The 22,926-nt window shown below is 60.3% G+C and carries 22 protein-coding genes; 16 read left to right on the forward strand and 6 right to left on the reverse strand.

The features are described from left to right. The first annotated feature begins 78 nt into the window (after positions 1-78). The gene (locus ACGSLL_RS22455) at positions 79-825 is read left to right on the forward strand and encodes an NADPH-dependent F420 reductase (protein ID WP_394507971.1); all 747 of its coding nucleotides are present in this window, start codon (positions 79-81) and stop codon (positions 823-825) included. Positions 826-950: 125 nt separating this feature from the next. Here the strand turns inward: ACGSLL_RS22455 and rpsT are convergent, their stop codons facing one another. Then, positions 951-1,223 (reverse strand): 30S ribosomal protein S20, encoded by a 273-nt coding sequence (rpsT, locus tag ACGSLL_RS22460; RefSeq protein WP_003228351.1) that lies wholly within the window; start codon positions 1,221-1,223, stop codon positions 951-953. 252 nt (positions 1,224-1,475) lie between these two features. Here rpsT and murJ point away from each other — a divergent pair, with 252 nt between their 5' ends. The 6 genes from murJ to ispH all read left to right on the forward strand — a co-directional run bounded on the left by murJ (position 1,476) and on the right by ispH (position 8,957). Then, positions 1,476-3,014 carry a murein biosynthesis integral membrane protein MurJ gene (gene murJ / locus ACGSLL_RS22465; RefSeq protein ID WP_394507972.1) on the forward strand — a complete coding sequence of 513 codons (1,539 nt, stop codon included), beginning with the start codon at positions 1,476-1,478 and terminating at the stop codon, positions 3,012-3,014. Positions 3,015-3,143: 129 nt separating this feature from the next. After that, the gene (gene ribF / locus ACGSLL_RS22470; RefSeq protein WP_394507973.1) at positions 3,144-4,082 is read left to right on the forward strand and encodes a bifunctional riboflavin kinase/FAD synthetase; all 939 of its coding nucleotides are present in this window, start codon (positions 3,144-3,146) and stop codon (positions 4,080-4,082) included. 13 nt (positions 4,083-4,095) lie between these two features. Continuing rightward, the gene (gene ileS, locus ACGSLL_RS22475; RefSeq protein WP_394507974.1) at positions 4,096-6,927 is read left to right on the forward strand and encodes an isoleucine--tRNA ligase; all 2,832 of its coding nucleotides are present in this window, start codon (positions 4,096-4,098) and stop codon (positions 6,925-6,927) included. After that, a complete protein-coding gene (gene lspA / locus ACGSLL_RS22480) occupies positions 6,920-7,432 on the forward strand; it encodes a signal peptidase II (RefSeq protein WP_394507975.1) in 513 nt (170 codons plus the stop codon). Before ileS ends, lspA begins: the two co-directional genes overlap by 8 nt. Beyond that, entirely contained in the window at positions 7,425-7,877 is a 453-nt protein-coding gene (gene fkpB, locus ACGSLL_RS22485; RefSeq protein WP_394507976.1) for an FKBP-type peptidyl-prolyl cis-trans isomerase, read from the forward strand. The genes lspA and fkpB overlap by 8 nt, the downstream gene beginning before the upstream one ends. Positions 7,878-8,012: 135 nt before the next feature. Next, positions 8,013-8,957 (forward strand): 4-hydroxy-3-methylbut-2-enyl diphosphate reductase, encoded by a 945-nt coding sequence (gene ispH / locus ACGSLL_RS22490; protein ID WP_394507977.1) that lies wholly within the window; start codon positions 8,013-8,015, stop codon positions 8,955-8,957. On the opposite strand, the gene ACGSLL_RS22495 is transcribed toward ispH, so the two are convergent. Next, on the reverse strand, positions 8,929-9,483 hold the full coding sequence (locus ACGSLL_RS22495; RefSeq protein WP_394507978.1) for a GspH/FimT family pseudopilin: 555 nt from the start codon (positions 9,481-9,483) through the stop codon (positions 8,929-8,931). The genes ispH and ACGSLL_RS22495 overlap by 29 nt on opposite strands. Before the next feature lie 130 nt (positions 9,484-9,613). Between ACGSLL_RS22495 and ACGSLL_RS22500 the strand changes: the two genes are divergently transcribed. From ACGSLL_RS22500 to thiO, 7 genes are read left to right on the forward strand one after another with little or no spacing between them, the layout of a single operon-like run. Next, complete coding sequence (locus tag ACGSLL_RS22500; protein ID WP_394507979.1) at positions 9,614-10,087, forward strand: GspH/FimT family pseudopilin; 474 nt, start codon at positions 9,614-9,616, stop codon at positions 10,085-10,087. Further along, complete coding sequence (pilV, locus tag ACGSLL_RS22505) at positions 10,084-10,533, forward strand: type IV pilus modification protein PilV (RefSeq protein ID WP_394507980.1); 450 nt, start codon at positions 10,084-10,086, stop codon at positions 10,531-10,533. Before ACGSLL_RS22500 ends, pilV begins: the two co-directional genes overlap by 4 nt. Continuing rightward, on the forward strand, positions 10,530-11,243 hold the full coding sequence (locus ACGSLL_RS22510; RefSeq protein WP_394507981.1) for a PilW family protein: 714 nt from the start codon (positions 10,530-10,532) through the stop codon (positions 11,241-11,243). The genes pilV and ACGSLL_RS22510 overlap by 4 nt, the downstream gene beginning before the upstream one ends. 10 nt (positions 11,244-11,253) lie before the next feature. Continuing rightward, a complete protein-coding gene (locus ACGSLL_RS22515; protein WP_394507982.1) occupies positions 11,254-11,730 on the forward strand; it encodes a pilus assembly PilX family protein in 477 nt (158 codons plus the stop codon). After that, complete coding sequence (locus ACGSLL_RS22520) at positions 11,717-14,806, forward strand: pilus assembly protein (protein WP_394507983.1); 3,090 nt, start codon at positions 11,717-11,719, stop codon at positions 14,804-14,806. Before ACGSLL_RS22515 ends, ACGSLL_RS22520 begins: the two co-directional genes overlap by 14 nt. 15 nt (positions 14,807-14,821) lie before the next feature. Then, on the forward strand, positions 14,822-15,223 hold the full coding sequence (locus ACGSLL_RS22525; RefSeq protein ID WP_394507984.1) for a type IV pilin protein: 402 nt from the start codon (positions 14,822-14,824) through the stop codon (positions 15,221-15,223). A 57-nt stretch (positions 15,224-15,280) separates the two neighbouring features. Beyond that, positions 15,281-16,381: a glycine oxidase ThiO gene (gene thiO / locus ACGSLL_RS22530; protein ID WP_394507985.1), complete on the forward strand. Its 1,101-nt coding sequence runs from the start codon at positions 15,281-15,283 to the stop codon at positions 16,379-16,381. A gap of 130 nt (positions 16,382-16,511) precedes the next feature. Here the strand turns inward: thiO and ACGSLL_RS22535 are convergent, their stop codons facing one another. The 4 genes from ACGSLL_RS22535 to ACGSLL_RS22550 all read right to left on the reverse strand — a co-directional run bounded on the left by ACGSLL_RS22535 (position 16,512) and on the right by ACGSLL_RS22550 (position 20,819). After that, positions 16,512-17,858: a sigma-54-dependent transcriptional regulator gene (locus ACGSLL_RS22535; protein WP_394507986.1), complete on the reverse strand. Its 1,347-nt coding sequence runs from the start codon at positions 17,856-17,858 to the stop codon at positions 16,512-16,514. Beyond that, entirely contained in the window at positions 17,855-19,444 is a 1,590-nt protein-coding gene (locus ACGSLL_RS22540; protein WP_394507987.1) for a sensor histidine kinase, read from the reverse strand. The genes ACGSLL_RS22535 and ACGSLL_RS22540 overlap by 4 nt, the downstream gene beginning before the upstream one ends. After that, positions 19,434-19,676 (reverse strand): PP0621 family protein, encoded by a 243-nt coding sequence (locus ACGSLL_RS22545; RefSeq protein WP_090286400.1) that lies wholly within the window; start codon positions 19,674-19,676, stop codon positions 19,434-19,436. Before ACGSLL_RS22545 ends, ACGSLL_RS22540 begins: the two co-directional genes overlap by 11 nt. Before the next feature lie 126 nt (positions 19,677-19,802). Further along, positions 19,803-20,819, reverse strand: coding sequence for an outer membrane protein assembly factor BamD (locus tag ACGSLL_RS22550; RefSeq protein ID WP_394507988.1), 1,017 nt, complete (start codon positions 20,817-20,819; stop codon positions 19,803-19,805). 151 nt (positions 20,820-20,970) lie between these two features. Between ACGSLL_RS22550 and rluD the strand changes: the two genes are divergently transcribed. Beyond that, positions 20,971-21,933: a 23S rRNA pseudouridine(1911/1915/1917) synthase RluD gene (gene rluD / locus ACGSLL_RS22555; protein ID WP_203419539.1), complete on the forward strand. Its 963-nt coding sequence runs from the start codon at positions 20,971-20,973 to the stop codon at positions 21,931-21,933. Continuing rightward, on the forward strand, positions 21,930-22,679 hold the full coding sequence (pgeF, locus tag ACGSLL_RS22560; protein WP_394507989.1) for a peptidoglycan editing factor PgeF: 750 nt from the start codon (positions 21,930-21,932) through the stop codon (positions 22,677-22,679). The genes rluD and pgeF overlap by 4 nt, the downstream gene beginning before the upstream one ends. The last annotated feature ends 247 nt before the right edge of the window (positions 22,680-22,926 follow it).

The following is a 22,926-nucleotide window of genomic DNA, read 5'->3' on the forward strand; positions in this document are numbered from 1 at the left end:
CCTTTTGGTCGGTACTTACCATTATCACACCAGCCCCCTAACATCGGTGCAGCTAATCATTGAAGAGGGGTTTGAATCATGAAAATCGGCATCATCGGCACCGGTAACATTGGCGGTGTTCTCGCTCGCAAGCTTAAGGCTGCCGGGCATGAGGTCCGTGTGGCGAACTCCAGAGGCGTTGACGGCGTGCGTGCGTTCGCTGAGGAGATTGGCGTCGAGCCTGCGGATGTTCGAGGCGCGGTAGACGGGGTGGAGGTGATCGTGTTGTCGATACCGCTGCCGGCGTTGAGTGCGTTACCTGCTGATCTGTTTGCTTCTGTGCCACCCGGCGTCCCGATCGTCGATACCAGTAATTACTACCCTGGTCTGCGCGATCCGAAGATTGAGGAGATCGATCAGGGAATGACGGAAAGCATCTGGGTTACCCGGCAGATCGGGCGTCCTGTGATCAAGGCTTTCAACAACCTGCTGGCCTATACCTTGGCTGAACTGGGCCGTGCGCAAGGTGTTGAGGGTCGTCTGGCAGCAGCCGTGGCGGGAGATGATCAAAAGGCCAAAGAGACGGTCATGTCTTTGGTGGATCAGGTCGGTTTCGATCCGGTGGATGGCGGTACGCTTGACGAGTCCTGGCGGCAGCAGCCGTGCACGCCTTGCTATTGCTGCGACTATGACGCGCAAACCATGCGCAGGGCTCTGGCGTTAGCGGTCAAGGGGCGGGCGCCAGCCATGCGCGATGAGTTGCCCCGGCACTTCCAGTTGCTCGGTCCGAACCCAAGCCATGACGACGTCGTGGCGATGAATCGCTCGTTCAATCCGTTGGATTGACGCTAGTTGGGGAGCGTGGCGGCGCCTGGCTCTTTTGGGCTGGGCGCGGTCTCGCTCGCGAAGCTGGTCAAATCACAGGCAATAAAAAACCGACCCTGAGGTCGGTTTTTTAATGACTGCGTCGATTAAGCGGCTTCTTTCAGCGCTTTGACGTGGCCATTCAAACGGCTCTTATGACGAGCAGCCTTGTTCTTGTGGATGATGCCTTTATCGGCCATGCGGTCGATAACTGGCACAGCCAGAACGTATGCAGCTTGAGCTTTTTCAGCGTCTTTTGCGTCGATGGCTTTAACTACATTCTTGATGTAGGTGCGAACCATGGAACGCAGGCTGGCGTTGTGGCTGCGACGCTTCTCAGCCTGTTTTGCACGTTTTTTGGCGGAAGGTGAGTTGGCCACCGTCGAGCTCCTCGAAAGACTTTTTAGGAAATAGCAAACAAAATAGGCCGCGAATCATGCCGATGAAGACTTGTCTTGTCAAGGGCACTTGAATCGTTCCGCTAAGTGGTAGGTATAAAGAGGCGGGATATTTATTTCCGGCGCTTGACCTGTAAACTCGCGAGCTTTGGCTCTGTGCTGTTGCGGCGCGGAGTATCGCACAAGTAGGCGCATTGTTCGCCTGCTGTTTATCGACAGGCACCCATTCCCTCAATGAATCTGCTCAAATCGCTGGCCGCGGTCAGCTCTATCACCATGCTTTCCCGGGTTCTGGGTTTCGTACGGGACACTTTGATCGCGCGCATATTCGGCGCCGGAATGGCCACGGACGCCTTCTTTATTGCGTTCAAGCTGCCCAACCTGTTGCGGCGAATCTTTGCCGAGGGCGCATTTTCCCAGGCTTTCGTACCGATTCTCGCCGAATACAAAAGTCAGAAGGGCGAAGAGGCGACTCGTACGTTCATTGCTTACGTGACCGGCCTGCTGACCCTGGTCCTAGCGCTGGTCACGGCGCTGGGCATGCTCGCTGCGCCTTGGGTGATCTGGGCAACGGCGCCGGGTTTTACCGACACGCCGGAAAAATTCCAGCTCACCTCCGATCTGCTGCGGGTGACCTTTCCTTATATATTGCTGATCTCGCTGTCCTCGCTGGCCGGCGCCATCCTCAATACCTGGAACCGATTTTCCGTGCCGGCGTTCGTGCCGACGCTGCTCAACGTCAGCATGATCGTGTTTGCATTGTTTCTTACGCCGTACTTCGATCCGCCAGTCATGGCCCTAGGCTGGGCGGTGCTGGTCGGTGGTCTGGCGCAGTTGCTCTATCAACTGCCGCACCTGAAAAAGATCGGCATGCTCGTGCTGCCGCGCCTGAACCTGCGCGATACCGGCGTGTGGCGGGTGATGAAGCAGATGCTGCCGGCGATTCTCGGGGTTTCGGTCAGCCAGATTTCGCTGATCATCAACACGATTTTCGCCTCGTTTCTGGTCGCCGGTTCCGTGTCGTGGATGTATTACGCCGACCGTTTGATGGAATTGCCGTCCGGCGTTCTCGGTGTGGCGCTCGGCACGATTTTGCTGCCGACGCTGGCGAAGACTTACGCCAACAAGGATCGCCACGAATATTCGCGGATTCTCGACTGGGGCTTGCGCCTGTGCTTCGTGCTGGTGTTGCCGTGCGCACTGGCGCTGGGCATTCTCGCCGAGCCGTTGACGGTTTCGCTGTTTCAGTACGGCCAGTTCAGCGGCTTCGACGCTGAAATGACTCAGCGTGCGTTGATTGCCTATTCGGTCGGCTTATTGGGCATCATCGTGATCAAGGTGCTGGCGCCGGGCTTTTATGCGCAACAGAACATCCGCACGCCAGTGAAGATCGCCATCTTCACCCTGGTCTGCACGCAGTTGTTCAACCTGGCGTTGATCGGTCCGTTGGCCCATGCCGGTCTGGCGTTGGCGATCAGTGCCGGGGCCTGCCTGAATGCCGGGCTGCTGTTCTATCAGTTGCGCAAGCAGAAGATGTATCAGCCGCAGCCAGGCTGGGGCAAATTCGGTTTCAAACTGGTTGTGGCGGTCACGGTCATGTCGGCGGTGTTGTTGGCGGGCATGCACTTCATGCCGGCCTGGGATCAAGGTCACATGCTTGAGCGCTTCCTGCGTCTTGGCGCGCTGGTGGTTGCTGGGGTGGTGGCCTATTTCGGCATGTTGCTGCTGCTCGGTTTCCGTCTGCGCGACTTCAATCGCAAGGCCCTGAGCTAAGGTTTCAGCCTTTATCCGCAGGCATGGGCCGGCAGTTTTGTCGGCTCGATCACTTTGCGTTACGGTGTTGCCTGTCGTCGACCGTCGGGTGTGGTTATAATCGACCACTTTATGAGCAAGAAGCGCGTTATGCAGCTGGTTCGAGGCCTCCACAACTTGCGCCCCCAGCATCGGGGCTGCGTCGCCACTATTGGCAACTTTGACGGTGTTCACCGTGGTCACCAGGCTATCCTGGCCCGGCTGCGTGAGCGTGCGCTCGAGTTGGGCGTACCCAGCTGCGTGGTGATTTTCGAGCCGCAGCCACGGGAATTCTTTGCTCCCGACACCGCGCCGGCGCGTCTGGCGCGCTTGCGTGACAAGCTGCAACTGCTGGCCGCCGAAGGCGTCGACCGGGTGTTGTGCCTGGCCTTCAACCAGCGCTTGAGCAAGCTCAGCGCCAGCGAGTTCGTCGACACCATCCTGGTTGATGGCCTCGGCGTCCAGCATCTGGAGGTCGGTGACGATTTCCGCTTCGGTTGCGATCGCCTCGGCGATTTCGATTTTCTGCTGCAGGCCGGGCAGATGCACGGTTTCACCGTCGAAGCGGCGCAAACCGTCGAGCTGGACGGCATTCGCGTCAGCAGCACGCAAGTGCGCAACGCCTTGGCCGCGGCTGATTTCGCCTTGGCCGAACGCTTGCTCGGCCGCCCGTACCGGATCGCCGGTCGCGTGCTCCATGGCCAGAAACTGGCCCGGCAACTGGGTACGCCCACTGCCAATGTGCAACTCAAGCGTCGTCGCGTGCCGTTCACCGGGGTGTATCTGGTGAATGTCGATATCGACGGCAAGACCTGGCCCGGTGTCGCCAATATCGGCGTGCGGCCCACGGTACAAGGTGATGGCAAGGCCCACCTCGAAGTCCATCTTTTAGATTTTGCCGGCGATCTGTATGACCGGCGTTTGACGGTGGTTTTCCACCAGAAGCTGCGTGAAGAGCAGCGTTTCGCCTCCCTGGAGGCACTGAAAACGGCGATCAACGCGGATGTCGCCGCCGCCCGTGCACTAGCCGCACCTAGCGCCCATCGCTAATGAAGAGCCTTAAATGACCGACTATAAAGCCACGCTAAACCTTCCGGACACCGCCTTCCCAATGAAGGCCGGCCTGCCACAGCGCGAACCGCAGATCCTGCAGCGCTGGGACAGTATTGGCCTGTACGGAAAGTTGCGCGAGATTGGCAAGGATCGTCCGAAGTTCGTTCTGCATGACGGCCCTCCGTATGCCAACGGCACGATTCACATCGGTCACGCACTGAACAAGATTCTCAAGGACATGATCATCCGCTCGAAGACCCTGTCGGGTTTCGATGCGCCGTACGTTCCGGGTTGGGACTGCCACGGCCTGCCGATCGAGCACAAGGTTGAAGTGACCCACGGCAAGAACCTGGGCGCGGACAAGACCCGCGAACTGTGCCGTGCCTACGCCACCGAGCAGATCGAAGGGCAGAAGTCCGAGTTCATCCGTCTCGGCGTGCTGGGCGATTGGGCCAACCCGTACAAGACCATGGACTTCAAGAACGAAGCCGGTGAAATCCGCGCCCTCGCCGAAATCGTCAAGGGCGGTTTCGTCTTCAAGGGTCTGAAGCCGGTGAACTGGTGCTTCGACTGCGGTTCGGCGCTGGCCGAAGCGGAAGTCGAATACGAGAACAAAAAGTCCTCGACCATCGACGTCGCATTCCCGATCGCTGACGAAGCCAAACTGGCTGCCGCGTTCGGCCTGGCATCGCTGAGCAAGCCTGCGGCGATCGTGATCTGGACCACCACCCCGTGGACCATCCCGGCCAACCAGGCGCTGAACGTTCACCCGGAATTCAACTATGCGCTGGTGGATATCGGCGACAAGTTGCTGGTACTGGCTGAGGAACTGGTCGAAGCCTGCCTGACTCGCTATGGCGTCGAAGGCTCGGTCATCGCTACCACCACCGGTAAACAACTCGAACTGATCAACTTCCGTCACCCGTTCTATGACCGTCTGTCGCCGGTTTATCTGGCTGACTACGTTGAACTGGGCGCCGGCACCGGAGTGGTTCACTCCGCTCCGGCCTACGGCGTGGACGACTTCGTGACCTGCAAGAAATACGGCATGGTCAACGACGACATCCTCAACCCGGTGCAGAGCAACGGCGTGTACGTGCCGTCGCTGGAATTCTTCGGCGGCCAGTTCATCTGGAAGGCCAACCCGGCGATCGTCGACAAGCTCACCGAAGTCGGTGCGCTGATGCACACCACGGTCATCGAACACAGCTACATGCACTGCTGGCGCCACAAGACCCCGCTGATCTACCGCGCCACCGCGCAGTGGTTCATCGGCATGGACAAAGAGCCCACCAGCGGTGACACCCTGCGCGTGCGTTCGCTCAAGGCCATCGAAGACACTTCATTCGTCCCGGCCTGGGGCCAGGCGCGTCTGCACTCGATGATCGCCAACCGTCCGGACTGGTGCATCTCGCGTCAGCGCAACTGGGGCGTGCCGATCCCGTTCTTCCTCAACAAGGAAAGCGGCGAACTGCACCCGCGCACCGTCGAACTGATGGAAGAAGTGGCCAAGCGCGTTGAAGTCGAAGGCATTGAAGCCTGGTTCAAGATGGACGCTGCCGAACTGCTTGGCGATGAAGCGCCGCTGTACGACAAGATCAGCGACACCCTCGACGTCTGGTTCGACTCGGGTACCACGCACTGGCACGTCCTGCGCGGTTCGCATCCTATGGGTCATGACAGCGGCCCGCGTGCCGACCTGTACCTGGAAGGCTCGGACCAACACCGTGGCTGGTTCCACTCCTCGCTGCTGACTGGCTGCGCCATCGACAATCACGCGCCGTACCGCGAACTGCTGACCCACGGTTTCACCGTCGACGAAGCCGGGCGCAAGATGTCCAAGTCGCTGGGCAACGTGATCGCGCCGCAGAAAGTCAACGACACCCTGGGCGCCGACATCATGCGTCTGTGGGTCGCTTCGACCGACTACTCCGGCGAAATGGCGGTATCCGACCAGATCCTGCAACGCAGCGCCGACGCCTATCGTCGTATCCGTAACACTGCGCGTTTCCTGCTTTCCAACCTGAGCGGCTTCAACCCGGCCACCGACATCCTGCCGGCTGAAGAAATGCTCGCGCTGGACCGTTGGGCGGTCGACCGTACCCTGCTGCTGCAACGCGAGCTGCAAGAGCACTACGGCGAATACCGTTTCTGGAACGTTTACTCGAAGATCCACAACTTCTGCGTGCAGGAGCTGGGCGGTTTCTACCTCGACATCATCAAGGACCGTCAGTACACCACTGGCGCCAACAGCAAGGCCCGCCGTTCGGCGCAAACCGCGCTGTTCCACATCTCCGAAGCGCTGGTGCGCTGGATCGCACCGATCCTCGCCTTCACCGCTGACGAGTTGTGGGAATACCTGCCGGGCGAGCGTAACGAATCGGTGATGCTCAACACTTGGTACGAAGGCCTGACCGAACTGCCGGACAACGTCGAACTGGGCCGCGAATACTGGGACCGGGTGATGGCGGTCAAGGCAGCGGTCAACAAGGAAATGGAAATCCAGCGGGCGGCGAAAGCCGTCGGTGGCAACCTGCAGGCCGAAGTGACGCTGTACGCCGAAGACGCGCTGAGCGCCGATCTGGAAAAACTCAGCAACGAACTGCGCTTCGTGTTGATCACTTCGACCGCCAGCGTTGCGCCGTTTGTTCAGGCACCCGCGGACGCGGTCGCGACCGAAGTCAGCGGTCTGAAACTGAAGATCGTCAAATCGGCCTTCCCGAAGTGCGCCCGTTGCTGGCACTGCCGCGAAGACGTCGGCGTGAACCCGGAGCATCCGGAAATCTGCGGTCGTTGCGTCGACAACATCAGCGGCACTGGCGAGGTTCGTCACTATGCCTGATGCCATTGGCCGTTTCGGACGGTTGAGCTGGCTATGGTTGAGCCTGCTGGTTCTGGTCATCGACCAGGCCAGCAAGTTCTACTTCGAAGGCAGGCTCGAAATGTTCCAGCAGATCGTGATAATTCCTGATCTGTTCAGCTGGACCCTGGCTTATAACACCGGTGCTGCCTTCAGCTTCCTTGCTGACAGCTCCGGCTGGCAGCGCTGGCTGTTCGCCCTGATCGCCATCGTGGTCAGCTGTGTCCTGGTGGTCTGGCTCAAGCGCCTGGGCCGCAACGACACCTGGCTGGCTATCGCTCTGGCGCTGGTGTTGGGCGGCGCGCTGGGCAATCTGTACGACCGCATCGCCCTGGGCCATGTGATCGACTTCATTCTGGTGCACTGGCAGAACCGCTGGTACTTCCCGGCGTTCAACTTCGCCGACAGCGCGATCACTGTTGGCGCGATCATGCTGGCGCTGGACATGTTCAAACCGAAGAAAACCGAAGAGACCGCTCATGACTGAACAGGTATCGGCTGAGCAACGCATCGGCCAGAACACGGAAGTCACTTTGCATTTCGCACTGCGCCTGGAAAACGGCGACACCGTCGACAGCACGTTCGACAAAGCCCCGGCGACCTTCAAGGTCGGCGACGGCAACCTGTTGCCGGGTTTCGAAGCGGCACTGTTCGGCTTCAAGGCTGGCGACAAGCGCACGCTGACCGTCGAGCCGGAAAACGCCTTCGGCCAGCCGAACCCGCAAAACGTCCAGGTCATCCCGCGCTCGCAGTTCGCCGACATGGAACTGTCGTCGGGTCTGCTGGTGATCTTCAACGATGCGGCCAATACTGAACTGCCGGGCGTGGTAAAAGAGTTCGACGACGCGCAAGTGACCGTCGACTTCAACCACCCGCTGTCCGGCAAAACATTGACCTTTGACGTGGAAATCATTTCCGTCAAAGCGATCTAAAAATGTAGGAGTGAGCCTGCTTGCGATGGGTGCCTGACATTCAACATTGATGTTGGCTGACATACCGCCATCGCGAGCAGGCTCACTCCTACAATGGTTTTTCATAGCTTTTGCGCGCAAGACACGAGGCACAGCATGCAAATCAAACTCGCCAACCCCCGTGGCTTCTGCGCCGGCGTGGACCGGGCGATCGAAATCGTCAACCGCGCCCTCGAAGTGTTCGGGCCGCCGATCTACGTGCGTCATGAAGTGGTGCACAACAAGTTCGTTGTCGAGGACCTGCGCAGTCGTGGCGCGATTTTCGTCGAAGAACTCGATCAGGTGCCGGATGACGTCATCGTGATCTTCAGTGCCCATGGCGTCTCTCAGGCCGTGCGCAATGAAGCCGCCGGTCGTGGCCTTAAAGTCTTCGACGCCACCTGTCCGCTGGTGACCAAGGTGCATATCGAAGTCGCCAAATACAGCCGCGATGGCCGTGAGTGCATTCTGATCGGCCACGCCGGGCACCCGGAAGTCGAAGGCACCATGGGCCAGTACGACGCCAGCAATGGCGGCTCGATCTACCTCGTCGAAGACGAGAAAGACGTGGCCGAACTGCAGGTGCGCAACCCGGAAAAACTGGCCTTCGTCACTCAGACGACCCTGTCGATGGACGACACCAGTCGCGTCATCGACGCCTTGCGTACACGTTTTCCGGCAATTGGCGGTCCGCGCAAGGACGACATCTGCTACGCCACGCAAAACCGTCAGGACGCGGTCAAGCAATTGGCTGACGAATGCGACGTGGTGCTGGTGGTCGGCAGCCCGAACAGCTCCAACTCCAATCGTCTGCGTGAACTGGCCGAACGCATGGCCACTCCGGCCTACTTGATCGACGGCGCCGAAGACATGCAAAAGAGCTGGTTCGATGGTGTCGAGCGTATCGGCATTACCGCCGGTGCCTCTGCGCCGGAAGTGCTGGTGCGTGGCGTCATTCAGCAGTTGCAGGCCTGGGGCGCCACCGGTGCCGATGAACTGGCCGGGCGCGAGGAAAACATCACCTTCTCGATGCCTAAAGAGCTGCGTGTGCGCTCGATCTGACCCGCTCGGTTTTTTGACACAACGCCTGCGCCGTCTTTGCGCGGCTCAGGCGCACGCGACCGGTCGCGGCGAGCACGATCTGCTGCTGGCTGACCGGCTCGCGCGCCGAGCAGACATGTAATGTCCCTGCCTGAAAAGCCCGCCCGGGCATCAGCGGTTGCCCCAGACTGCTGAAGCGCACGTAACGACTCACCGCCCAATTGCCGACAATCGGCACCTGCATGGCACTTGCCTGTTCCACCAGCAGCGGATTGCTGACGTCTTTGGCGCCCTTGCCACTGATGTCGAGAATGATCCGCCAACCCTGACTCCAGTCGCCATTGATCCCATGGATCACCACACTCTGATTACGCGTGATGGCCAGGCTGCGGGCGTTGCGGATGCCCTCGAACAAGGATTGCGCCGCCAGCTCGCGGTGACTCGACTCTTTAAGGCTGGCCAGCGCGGGGCTGACCAGCAGCAGAACAATTGCGCCGATCGCCAGTCCCATAAGCAATTCGATCAGGCTGAAACCGTTTTGTGACATGAAGACTCCCTCCGTGGAACGTGATGGATGGCGCGCTCCGTGCGCCGGGCAGGGCAAATCAACCGACACAGGTCGGCTGAATGTTCTAGCGTGTAGAAGCAGGTATAGCCGACGGCAACGGAGGGCATCGATGGATCTTCGTACAAAAGGTTTCACGCTGATCGAGTTGCTCGTGGCGATCGCCGTGTTTCTGGTCCTGATCACCTTGGCGGTCCCGGCCTTTACCCGTTCGATACAGGGCAGCAAAGCCGATACCGAAATGGGTGACTTGCAACGAGCGATCAACTTTGCCCGCCTTGAGGCGATCAACCGCGGTGTCACCACCCGTTTGCGGCCAACGGCTGGCGGCAGCGTCTGGACCGGTGAGCTGGCGGTCTACGACAGTACTGGCAATCCAGCCAATGTATTGCGGGTTGTTCCAGCGATGAGCAGCGGCGCGACTCTGACGCTACCCTCAGGAGTGATCGCACTGGATTTCAATAATCTCGGCGGTCTGGCGGCACCCTCGACGGCGGTGATCATCAGTTACACGCTGGGTACGCAAAGCAGGACGCTGAACGTGTGTCTGAACGGACGAATTCAATTGGGTGGAAATTGCGGATGAGGGCAGGGAGTCAACGGACGCAGCGAGGAATGACGCTGATCGAGGTGCTGGTCGCGTTGCTGATTCTCACGGTCGGCTTGCTTGGCGCGGCGGCAGTGCAACTCAACGCGCTGAAGTACACCGACAGCTCGCGGATGACCAGCCAGGCCAGTTTCATCGCCTACGACATGATGGACCGCATCCGCGCCAATTCCGCTGCCGACTACACCGCCACGCCACCGACGTCGGGCAATCTCAATGTGGCGCGGGATCAGGATCTCTACGATTTCACCACCAACATTGCCAACTTCGGCGGCCCGACTGCCACGGGCAGCATCACCCGTAATCAGCGCGTGTACACCATCACCATCACCTGGAGCGACGCGCGCGCCGCCAACACTGCTAGCGCTGCGCGTAGCTTCGTCCTCAGCAGCCGCGCCGCGGTCGATCCGGTGGTATCGCCATGAAACGCCAACAGCAGGGTTTCGGCCTGATCGAATTGCTGGTCGCCCTGGCGCTGGGCCTGATCGTGGTACTCGGCGTGGTGCAGATTTTCATCGCCGCAAAAAACACCTACGTCAGCCAGAACAGCGCCGCCGCGATGCAGGAAGACGCGCGCTTCGTATTGAGCAAAATGATTCAGGAAATCCGCATGGTCGGCATGTTCGGTTGTCTCGGCACCATCACCGACTCCAGCAGCGCCGGCGATTTCAACGGGGCGCAACTCGCGCCGATCAGTTGGGACAACGCCAACCTGAAACTGACCCTGGTCACCGCCGACGTCGGCAATGCTGGCGCTACGCCAACCTGGACGGTGCTCTCCGATTGCCGCAACAGCGCCGTCGCCTACACCGGATTACGAACCGCAGCCAGCGGGCAGCTCGCATTCCCGATCCGGCGGTTGGTCTACAGCTTCAGCAACAATCAGATCCTGATGGGCACCGGCAGCGGCAACCCGACGCAACAGGTGCTGGTGAATAACGTCAGCGCATTCAATGTGATGTTCGGGCTGGCCAGTTCAGCCACGGATATCGCGGCGTCGACTTACAGTGCCAACCCCAGCGATGCCGCGCGGATCCGCAGTGTGCGCCTTAGCCTGACCCTCACCGATCCGAACAATCGGGTCGCCAGTCAAACCTTCAACGTGGTTGCCGCCTTGCGCAACCGCTTGCAGTGAGGGGGTGATCATGAGGATTTCTCTGCATCAACGGCGAGCGCAACGCGGCATGGTCTTGCTGGTGAGTCTGGTGTTCCTGTTGCTGCTGACGTTGATTGGCCTGTCGTCGATGCAGAGCGCCAACCTGCAGGAAAAAATGGCTGGCAGCGTCAGCCTGCGCAACCAGTCGTTTCAGGCTGCCGAAGCTGCGTTGCGGATTGGCGAAAGCGCGGTGCAACTGGACAGTTATTCGCTGGCGGTATGCAGCGGCACTCAATGTGCGCCACCGGCAGAATCGACGGTGGTCAGCGCGGCGGGGCTCAACTCGACGTCGGGAGTGACCTGGATCGCTGTCGGCAATGGCTTTTATGGCGTGCAGAACATCGGCACGACCTTGACCGCGGTCAACGTGCCGAGCGGCACCTCGGCGACCCTCTACCGAGTCACCGCTGTCGGTATCGCCGGTAGCTCGCGCAGTGTGCTGGAGAGTGTGTATGCGAAGTTTTGAGCGCTGCCGGACGCTGTTGCTCGGCATGCTGCTGAGTGTCTATCTGAGTTCGCCGGCCTACGCCTTCACACCCTCCGACTCGCCTTTGCTGAGCGCAGCCGCCGTGGCGCCAAACGTGATGCTGCTGATCGACGATTCGGGGAGCATGAACAGCATCATTTATGCCGCCGGGTTTGATCCGAACGTCAACCGCACACCGGCGCGGCAGTGCAATGCCTTTCTCGGATTGTGCTCTGCGCTGAATGCCCCGCAGATCACCGGCGACCTGGTGTTTCTCTCGAGCCTGCCGACGTCCGGCTGCTCGGGTGGCGCGTATGCGTTCTACAACAACAGCGTCGCGCCGTTGTGCCTGAAGTTGCCTGACCCGGTGGGCAACGAGAACACTCGTTATTCCGCCGATTACATTGCCTACATCGTCAGTCTGGCGATCAGCAACGGCACCCGCGATTTCACCACCGGTGCGATTCCCAATGATTACCGAATGAACGTGGCACGCAACGTGTCCACTGCGCTGGTCAGCAGCAACCGTACCTTGCGCATGGGACTGGCGACGTTCAACCCGGCCACCAGCGCAAACCCCGGTAACGGAGGTTTCATCCCGCGCGCGATTACCGATCTGTCGCCGGTTGCGGGCAGCGTGACCCAGGCGCAAGCCGATACCAACTACAACGCGCTGATTTCATCAATTAACGGTTTGAACGCGGTGGCCAATACGCCCTTGGCGGAAAGCTATTACGAGATCACCCGTTACATGCGCGGCATCGCGCCTTTTTACAACGGCGCGCCGAGCACCTACACCAGCCCGATTCAATATCGCTGCCAGAAAAACTATGGCGTGGTGATTACCGATGGCTTGCCGACCTACGATCGGACCTTCCCCACCAACGACCCATTGGGCGGCAGCCGCTTGCCGAACTGGGATGGCGTCAACAATGACGGCGACAATCTCAACGGTGACGGCGAAGGCGATACGCTGTATCTGGATGACATCGCCAAGTTTGCCTTCGACATCGACATGCGCTCGACCGGCACCGATGCGGCCGGCAAAAGCTGGAACGCGGTGGATTTTCCCAAGCAGAACATAAACACCTACACCGTCGGTTTCGCGGCGGATAATGACATGCTGTCCGACGCCGCCAGTTATGGGCAGGGCCGGTATTACCAGGCTACCGACAGCTCCGGACTCAACGCGGCATTATCCTCGGCCTTGAGCGACATCACTTCCAAGGCCGGCTCCGGCGGTGCCGGTGTCGCCAGCAGCAGCTCGTTGAGCAGCGGCAGCAGTTTTTATCAGACCACCTACGATCCCAAGGATTGGCGCGGGACAATCAGATCGTTCGGCTTTACCTCGACCGGTACGGTGAATACGTCCAGCGCGCAGTGGACCACCGACACCACCATCGTACCGTCCGCCACGGCACCGACTTTCCAGTCGTGGAACACCGTGAGCAACGCGCCGATATCCCTGGCCTTCGGCAACTTTTCCCCGGCGCAGCAAACCACGCTCAATCAGGGCTTGCCCACCGGCATCACTGGCAATGATCTGGTGGAATGGAGCAAAGGCACCAACAAGGCCGGGCTCAAAGTGCGCAGTGTGTTGCTCGGCGACATCATCAATTCGCCGCTGGTGCTCGCGTCGCCTGCGGACAAGACCGCGTCCGATCTGTCCGCCGATACCAGTTACACCACGTACCTGGCGACCAAAGCGGCCAACATGAACAGCAGTCTGGTGGTCAACGCCAACGACGGCTTCGTCAACGTGATCAATTCGGCGAACGGCACGCGTCGTTACGCGTACATGCCGTCCAGCGTGCTGCCGTCGTTGCGCCTGATCGCCGACACCAATTACGTCAACGGTGTCAGCCACAAGTTTCTCGTGGATGGGCAGGTCGGGGTGTTCGACGTGCAGTCCGGCACTACCTGGAAAACCCTGGCGATTGGCGGCACCGGTGCCGGCGGTAAAACCTTCTACGGGCTGCAACTGTTCGATGCTTCGGCGGGCAACGTGATCCGTGCGCTGTGGGAAGTCAGTGCGCCGGTCAGCGCCAACACGGCCAACGCATTCAATGATCTGGGTTACGCCTACGCCCGTCCGGAAGTGGCACGCTTGGCCGATGGTCGCTGGGCCGCGTTCATTGCCAATGGCTACGGCAGCAATTCCGGCGTCGCGGCGTTGTACGTGCTGGATGTGCGTGATGGCTCGTTGATCAGGAAAATCGTTATCGACAATACGGAAACCACCAATGGCCTGTCTTCGGTGGAACTCAGGGTCAATTCGTCGAACGTGGTCCAGGCTGCCTACGGCGGCGACCTGAAGGGGCGCATGTGGAAATTCGATTTGAGCGCGACAGCCCCGGAAAGCTGGGGCGTGGCGTTTGCCGGCAAACCGTTGTTCACCGCACCGGGCGGGGCGACGCAGCCGATCACCGCGCAACCGCTGCTGGCGGATAACCCGCAGGGTGGCAAGCAGGTGTTCTTCGGCACCGGCAAATTCAACGAAACCGCCGACAAGAGCAACAAGGATCTGCAAGCGTTCTATTCGGTACGGGACGCCGATGGCGGCTCGGGACAAATTACCGTCAGCAGCTTGCAGGCGCAGGCGATTACCGGGTCGTTCTCCGGCAGCACCGGGCAGTTCGTGACCACCACGCAGAATGATACGACGTATCCGGGCGAGAAGGGCTGGTACTTGCCGCTGGTGTATAACAACGTACTGACCGGCGAGCGGGTCATTAATCAGGCGAGCATTGTGCTGGGGCGCGTCGTCTTTACCACTGCCAGCGTCGATACCACCGATCCCTGTGCAAGTTTGGGGACTGGCAAGCTAATCGAACTCGATGCGTTCAGCGGTAAGATGCTCAACTATGCGGTGCTCGACACTACGAACGATAGGGTCGTGGACGGTAATGACACTATCTCCAGTGGTGTGGTATTCACCGGCGGCATTCCGACCCTAAATTTTATCTCCCAAAATGCTGAGGATAAGGTTGCGGGCGATACAAGTGGCAAACTTACGATGATCAAGGAAAAGGGCGGTGGCGGCAGCCGTCGTATCATGTGGCGACAAATCCAGTAAGCGAGAATTTGAGGCATGCGCAGAACCAACCGAGGTTTCACCCTGATCGAAATCATGATCGTGATTGCGATCATCGGGATCGTCATCACCATCGCCGCACCGAGCTACACCGAGTACCTGAAAAAAGGCCGTCGCGCCGAGGTGGTATCGCTGCTTTCGGAACAGGCGCAGATCCTCGAGCGGTTCTACACCCGCAACAATGTCTACACCGGCGTTACCGGGCTGAGTGCCGGCAATGATTTCTATACCCTCACGCCGACGATCACTGACCAGACCTTTGTGCTCACCGCAACACGCAAGAGCGGCACGTCGATGGCTACTGACAAGTGCGGCGATTTCACCCTGACCAACACCGGTGTCAGGAGCATGAACAACGCGACCACCGGACTGACCACCAGGGATTGCTGGGGCCGCTGAGGCGCTTTCTTTCGGGCGCCTTTTGCGCCCACTGTCTTTTTTACGGTTGGATCAAACATGACCAGGCAACAGCAAGTGGTGATTGTCGGTGGCGGGGTGATAGGCCTGCTCACCGCCTACAATCTTGCCTCCGAGGTGCGCAGCGTGGTGCTGCTGGATCGTTCGAATCTCGGCCAGGAATCGTCCTGGGCGGGCGGCGGTATCGTGTCGCCGTTGTACCCGTGGCGTTATAGCCCGGCGGTCACCGCGCTGGCGCACTGGTCGCAGGATTTTTATCCACAGCTCGGCGCGCGGCTGTTTGCCGACACTGGCGTTGATCCGGAGGTCCACACTACCGGTCTGTACTGGCTGGATCTGGACGACGAAGCCGAGGCGCTGGCGTGGGCCGAGCGCGAGAATCGCCCGCTGCGCTCTGTGGATATCTCGGCGGCGCATGACGCGGTGCCGGTGCTGGGCGGCGGTTTTTCGCGCGCGATCTACATGGCCGATGTCGCCAATGTGCGCAATCCGCGGTTGGTGAAGTCCTTGAAAGCAGCGTTGCAGGCGTTGCCCAACGTGACCATTCACGAGCAGTGCGAAGTCCGCGGCTTCGCCCGCGACGATGAACGTGTGATTGGCGTTGAAACAGCCCATGGCGTCATTGCTGGCGATCAGGTGGTACTGACCGCCGGGGCGTGGAGCGGCGACTTGCTCAAGACCCTGAACCTGACGCTGCCGGTAGAGCCCGTCAAAGGGCAGATGATTCTCTATAAATGCGCTGCGGACTTTCTGCCGAGCATGGTGCTGGCCAAGGGGCGTTATGCGATTCCGCGTCGCGACGGGCATATTCTGATCGGCAGTACGCTGGAGCACGCAGGCTACGACAAGACGCCGACCGACGTTGCGCTGGAAAGCCTCAAGGCATCAGCGGTCGAGCTGTTGCCGGCGCTGGCTGATGCGCAAGTGGTCGGGCATTGGGCCGGGTTGCGTCCGGGCTCGCCGGAGGGGATTCCTTATATCGGCCGAGTGCCAGGGTTCGACGGCTTGTGGCTCAATTGCGGGCATTACCGTAATGGACTGGTGCTGGCGCCGGCGTCGTGTCAGTTGTTTGCCGATGTGATGTTGGGCCGGGCGCCGATTATTGATCCGGCGCCGTATGCGCCTGAGGGTCGTATTTAATCTGAAAACGCTTCGGTGTCTGATAGGCCGTCATCGCGAGCAGGCTCACTCCTACATCTTCTTTGCTGTACACAAAAAGCAGGCACACCAAAGACCCAGTGTAGGAGTGAGCCTGCTCGCGAAGAGGCCTTTAATCCAGCCCGAGTTTCTTCAGCCGGTAACGCATCGACCGAAACGAAAGACTCAGGCGCTGCGCCGCCGCCGTGCGGTTCCAGCGCGTCTCTTCCAGCGCCTGCAAGATCAGCTTGCGCTCGACGTTCTCCAGATAATCTTCGAGATTGTCGATTTGCGTCAGATCGGCAATCGCACCATCAGCAGCACAGTTGCCTTCACTCAGGCGCAAATCGTCGGCCTCGATCATACGGTTCTCACACAGGGTATGCGCCCGCTCAAGAACGTTCTCCAGTTCCCGCACATTGCCGGGGAAGCGGTAATTCTTCAGTGCTTCCAGCGCCTGCGGGTGTAGACGCGCAGCTGGCTGGCCGGTGTCCTTGGCCAAGCGCTTGAGCATGTGCGCCGCGAGCACTTCGATGTCATCACGGCGCTCGCGCAGAGACGGCACACGCAGCTCGATCACGTTCAAGCGGTAATACAGATCCTGACGAAAACGCTCGGCGGCCACCTCGGCATCGAGGTCCTTGTGCGTGGCGCAAAGAATCCGCACGTCGACCACGGTTTCCTGCTGGCCGCCGACGCTGCGCACGGCTTTTTCCTGGATCGCACGCAGCAGCTTGACCTGCATCGACAGCGGCAAGTCTGCCACTTCGTCGAGAAACAGCGTGCCGCCATGGGCCGCTTGAAACAGCCCCGGTTTGTCTTCGACCGCGCCAGTAAAACTGCCTTTGCGATGACCGAAAAATTCGCTTTCCATCAACTCCGACGGAATCGCCCCGCAGTTGACCGGCACGAACGGCTGGCTGGCGCGTGGCCCTTGTTCGTGGATCAGGCGTGCGACCAGTTCCTTACCGCTGCCGGATTCACCGCTGATGTACACCGGCGCCTGACTACGCGCGAGTTTGTCGATTTGCTTGCGCAGGTTGCGCATCGGCGGTGAATCGCCGAGCAAATGCCGATCGATCGGTGTGCAATGGCCACCCGCGGCCGGCATGCGCAAGGCGCTGCTGACCAGTTCGCGCAGGCGCGTAAGGTCGACTGGTTTGGTCAGGAAGTCGAACGCCCCGGCCTTCAAGGCGTTGATCGCGGTTTCCAGGCTGCCATACGCGGTGATCATCGCCACCGGCACGTGTGGATAACGTTGCTGGATGTGCTGCACCAGCTCAAGCCCCGTGCCGTCGGGCAGACGCATGTCGGTCAGGCACAGGTCGAACGCCTCGCGCTGCAACAGCGTTTGCGCTTCGACGAGATTGCGCGCGCTGTAGGTGTCGAGTTTCATTCGCCCCAGAGTGATTTCCAGCAGTTCGCGAATGTCCGGTTCGTCGTCGACGATAAGGATTTTTTGCCGTGGGCTTGTATTCAACTTTGTTTCCGTCCGTGAGCAAAGGTGATGCGAAAGCAGCCGCCGCCTTGGCGTGATTGAAAGTCTAGGCGCGCTTGGTTGCTTTCGCACAGCTCACGGGACAGATAAAGCCCAAGGCCGGTGCCCTGGCTGCTGGTGGTGAAGAACGGTTCGAACAGATGCGCCTGTTCCTCGGCCGGTACGCCGGGGCCGTTGTCCTGTACTTCGAGAACCGCCAACTGGCTGTCGGGGTCAGTGAACAGCGCCAGCCAGACCTCGGCCTGATCGTGCAGCAGGGCACTGTGACGCCAGCCGTTGCGCAGCAGGTTGTCGAGGATCTGCCGCAGCTGGTTCGGGTCCATCAGCGTGGTGAAGTCCCCGGAATTGATTCGCAGATGGATCTGCTGGCGCTCGCTGGCCTGCTCGCGGCTTTCGGCAACGAAGTTTTCCAGCCACGGTTTGAGGTCCAGCCGTTGCGGGGCACTCTGCTGGCGGCGGGACAGTTGCAGGACGTTTTCGATGACTCGGTTCATGCGCTGGGAGTGATCTTGAATAATCTGCGTCAGACGCCGATCGGCACTGTCGAGTTCCTCGGACTCGGCCAACAGCTGCGCAGCGTGGCTGATTGCGCCCAACGGATTGCGAATTTCGTGGGAGATGCCGGCGGTCAATCGCCCGAGCGCGGCGAGTTTCAATTGCTGCGCCTGTTGGGTGATTTGCGCAAGGTCTTCGAGAAACACCAGGGTGCGCGGATTCGGGCTCTGCTCCAGCGCGATGAAATTCGGTTGAAGTTCTATGCCATTGCCGGGGACTTTCAGGCTTTGCGGGCGTAGGGTCGGGTTGTTCATCCACAGTTGCAGGCGCTCGACCAGCGTCGGCGAAAACTCATCGATCAAGTGGCCCTGCAAGTGCGATCGGGCGAGCAGGGTTTGCGCGCTGTGATTGGCCAACAGTACGCGACGCTCGTGATCAAGGACGAGAATGCCGGTGCGCATGCGTTGCAGGATCAGAGCATTCAACGCTTCGAGACCCACCACTTCACTGGCGCGCTGCTCGGCCAGGGTCTCGCTGACCTCGAGGCGACGGACCAGCCCCTGCACCAACAGCGATGCGGCAAAGCACAAGGCGCCGAGCGTGCCGGCCTGCAGGTATTCATTGGCGCTCAGTGAGTGGTTGATACCGAGCAGGAAACTCGAGCCGACAATGCCCAGCGCGGCGATGGCCGCAATCAACAGGCCGATACGCCGGCGCAGCAAGGTGTTGCTGATCGCCACGGACACAATCAACAAGTTGCCCAGCGCACTGCCAACGCCGCCCGCCGCGAAAAACAAACCGCACAGAAGCAGCACGTCAACCAAAGCCAGGCTGAACAATTGCCCGGGCCGGCGGGTGTTTTCGAGAAACACCACCAGCAGAATATTCAGAACCAGATACAGCCAACTGCCGCCGCGCAGCAAATCGTCGTTGGCCGACGTCAGCAAGCGATTGTCCATGTTGCTTGAGATCAGCAACACCAGGGTGATGCCGACGCTGAGACGGTACAGGTGATAAAGACGCAGCAGACGCTGCGCCTGTTTGCTGTCGCTGGTGGCAGCCTCAGCGACCACTGGCGCCCGGGCCTTGCTCGAGGTGAGCCTGGCTGCAATACCACTGTTGCTGATTGCCCAGCGCGCGATCGCGGGGCAGGTGCACACCGCAATGGGCGCAGCGCACCATGGGCGCGGCGTCTTGCTCGCGAGAATTGCGCTGGGATTGATTGGACGCGGCGGGCGCCTTGAATTTACGCCAGAGCCAGATGGCGGCGAAGATCACGGCGATCCAGAACAATAAACGAAGCATGATGAGCGGCTTTTCGACTGATGATCCGGCAGTTTAGCCAAGGAGCCGAGCAGCGCACAGCGGATTGAAGCGTCGCAATAAAAAAGGGAGATCCGCAGATCTCCCTTTTTGTTACCGCCGGTGTGCTCAGTCGAACACGCCGAAGGTCATGTAGCTGAACCACGAGCGGTCGGTGTCGGTGGATTCCGGCTCCGGCTCTTCGATTACGTCGCCGTTTTCGTCTTTCGGCTTGAGCTCGTTCGGGATCGCATCTTTCGCGTCCTGGAACTGCTTCTGCACGTCCTGATTGGCGCGGGTTTCGCCCGGCGGCAGCGGTGGGCGCGACTCGATCAGGCCCAAAGTCGCCTTGCTCAGGAACGAACGGTTGTCGGCTTCGGCAACGCGCGGCACGAACTGGCCGTCCTGCAGGCTCGGGTGATCCGGGTAGTTGAGCTTCAGGGTTTCCAGACTGGTCGCCGCCAGATCGTCAAGGTGCAGACGCTGGTAGGCTTCGGTCATCACCGCCAGGCCGTCGCCGACCGATGGGGTTTCCTGGAAGTTCTCCACCACGTATTTGCCACGGTTGGCAGCGGCTACATAAGCCTGACGGGTCAGGTAGTAGTCGGCCACGTGGATTTCGTAGGCGGCCAGCAGGTTGCGCAGGTAGATCATGCGCTGCTTGGCGTCCGGCGCGTAGCGGCTGTTCGGGTAGCGACTGGTGAGCTGCGCGAACTCGTTGTACGAGTCGCGGGCGGCGCCCGGGTCACGCTTGGTCATGTCCAGCGGCAGGAAGCGCGCCAGCAGGCCGACATCCTGGTCGAACGAGGTCAGACCCTTGAGGTAGTACGCGTAATCCACGTTCGGGTGCTGCGGATGCAAACGAATGAAACGCTCGGCGGCGGACTTCGCAGCCTCCGGCTCGGCGTTCTTGTAGTTGGCGTAGATCAACTCCAGCTGAGCCTGATCGGCGTAGCGACCGAACGGATAACGCGACTCCAGAGCCTTCAGCTTGGCTGTGGCGCTGGTGTAGCTGTTGTTGTCCAGATCAGTCTGAGCCTGCTGGTACAGCTCGGCTTCGCTGAGGTTTTCGTCTACGACTTCCTTCGATGAGCAAGCAGCGGTCAATGCGAGGATGGCGATCAGCAGCAGGTGTTTCACTTGCATGGCGGCTTGCGTCCCTATGACGGCCGCTGTCTTGGGCGGGGCCGTCCTGTTATGATGAGCGCCCCGTTGAAAAGCCTCGGGGCAAAAGACGCCGTATTTAACCACAAGCGCGCAGCCGAAACCAAAGGCTGTGCCGACGCCCAGTCCGAGCATGTCCGATAAAATAGAACTTAGCGCAGAGGTGCCGTCCGAATTGGGCGGCCAACGCCTCGATCAAGTCGCCGCCCAACTCTTCGCTGAGCACTCGCGCTCGCGCCTTTCCGCCTGGATCAAAGAAGGTCGCCTGACTGTGGACGGGGCGGTGATCCGCCCGCGCGACATCGTGCATGGCGGTGCCGTCCTCGAACTGACGGCCGAGCAGGAAGCCCAGGGCGAGTGGATCGCCCAGGACATCGAGCTCGACATCGTCTACGAAGATGACGACATTCTGGTGATCAACAAGCCTGCGGGCCTGGTGGTCCATCCGGCCGCCGGTCACGCCGATGGCACGCTGCTCAACGCCTTGCTGCACCATGTGCCGGACATCATCAATGTCCCGCGGGCCGGCATCGTCCATCGTCTGGACAAGGACACCACCGGTCTGATGGTGGTGGCCAAGACCATTCAGGCGCAGACCAAACTGGTTGCGCAGTTGCAGAGCCGCAGTGTCAGCCGCATCTATGAATGCATCGTCATCGGTGTGGTCACGGCCGGCGGCAAGATCAACGCGCCGATCGGCCGTCACGGCCAGCAGCGTCAGCGCATGGCGGTGATGGAAGGCGGCAAGCCTGCCGTCAGCCACTACCGCGTACTCGAGCGTTTCCGTTCGCACACGCACGTGCGGGTGAAGCTGGAAACCGGTCGTACGCACCAGATTCGCGTGCACATGGCGCACATCAACTTCCCGTTGGTCGGCGACCCGGCGTACGGCGGGCGTTTCCGTATTCCGCCAGCGGCGAACCCGACCATGGTCGAATCGCTCAAGCACTTCCCGCGTCAGGCCCTGCATGCGCGCTTCCTCGAACTCGATCACCCGACGAGCGGTGAACGGATGAGCTGGGAATCGCCGCTGCCGGAAGATTTCGTCTGGCTGCTGACCCTGCTCAAGCAGGATCGCGAGGCATTCGTCGGATGAACTGGCTGACGCCGGACTGGCCTGCGCCGGCCAGCGTCAGAGCCTGCGTCACCACTCGCGAGGGTGGCGTCAGCGAGGCGCCGTTCGACAGCTTGAATCTGGGCGATCATGTTGATGATCGTCCTGAGGCTGTTGCCGAGAACCGTCGTCGTCTGACTGATCACTTCTCCATACAGCCTGCCTGGTTGCAGCAAGTGCACGGGATTACCGTGGCGCAAGCTGATCCGGATGTGGTCGCGACCGCCGATGCCAGTTGGACAGACAAGCCCGGTATCGCCTGCACGGCGATGACCGCCGATTGCCTGCCGGCATTGTTCTGCGATCGCGCCGGCACCCATGTCGCGGCAGCACATGCCGGTTGGCGTGGCTTGGCGGCGGGTGTGCTTGAAGCCACCCTCGATAGCCTCGATGTTGCACCTGAAGACGTGCTGGTCTGGCTCGGTCCTGCCATCGGCCCGCAAGCCTTTGAAGTCGGCCCGGAAGTGCGGGAAGTCTTCATCAGTCAATTGCCGGAAGCAGCCACAGCCTTTGTGCCGAGCAACAATGCTGGTAAGTTCATGGCAGACATCTATTTGCTGGCGCGTCTGCGTCTGGAAGCCCGTGGCGTCACTGCGGTTTACGGTGGCGGTTTTTGCACCGTGACCGACCCGCGCTTCTTCTCTTACCGCCGCGCGTCGCGCACCGGTCGCTTCGCCTCCCTTATCTGGCTTGAGGCGCCCAGCCTCACAAATACGATTCCTTTTTGACGGCGTCTGTTTCCGTCATGCGGCGTTGCCGCTCCTCGCCATAGCGGGCTATGACTCGTCGCGGCGCCTTGCCTGACGAAAACAGCCACTCGTCAAAAGAGGATCGTATTGCGAAGCTGGGCGCCAGCTAGACTCTCTGATCTGCATCAACCCTTTGTCGCTTGAATCTTGCAGAATCGACCGCATCTATAGCGGTATCTGGCAGGTTTCTTTATTCAGGATGGTTTCTTAGGTCCGGCCTGCTAAA

Source organism: Pseudomonas retamae, assembly GCF_043496865.1.
In the GTDB taxonomy this organism is placed as follows: domain Bacteria; phylum Pseudomonadota; class Gammaproteobacteria; order Pseudomonadales; family Pseudomonadaceae; genus Aquipseudomonas; species Aquipseudomonas retamae.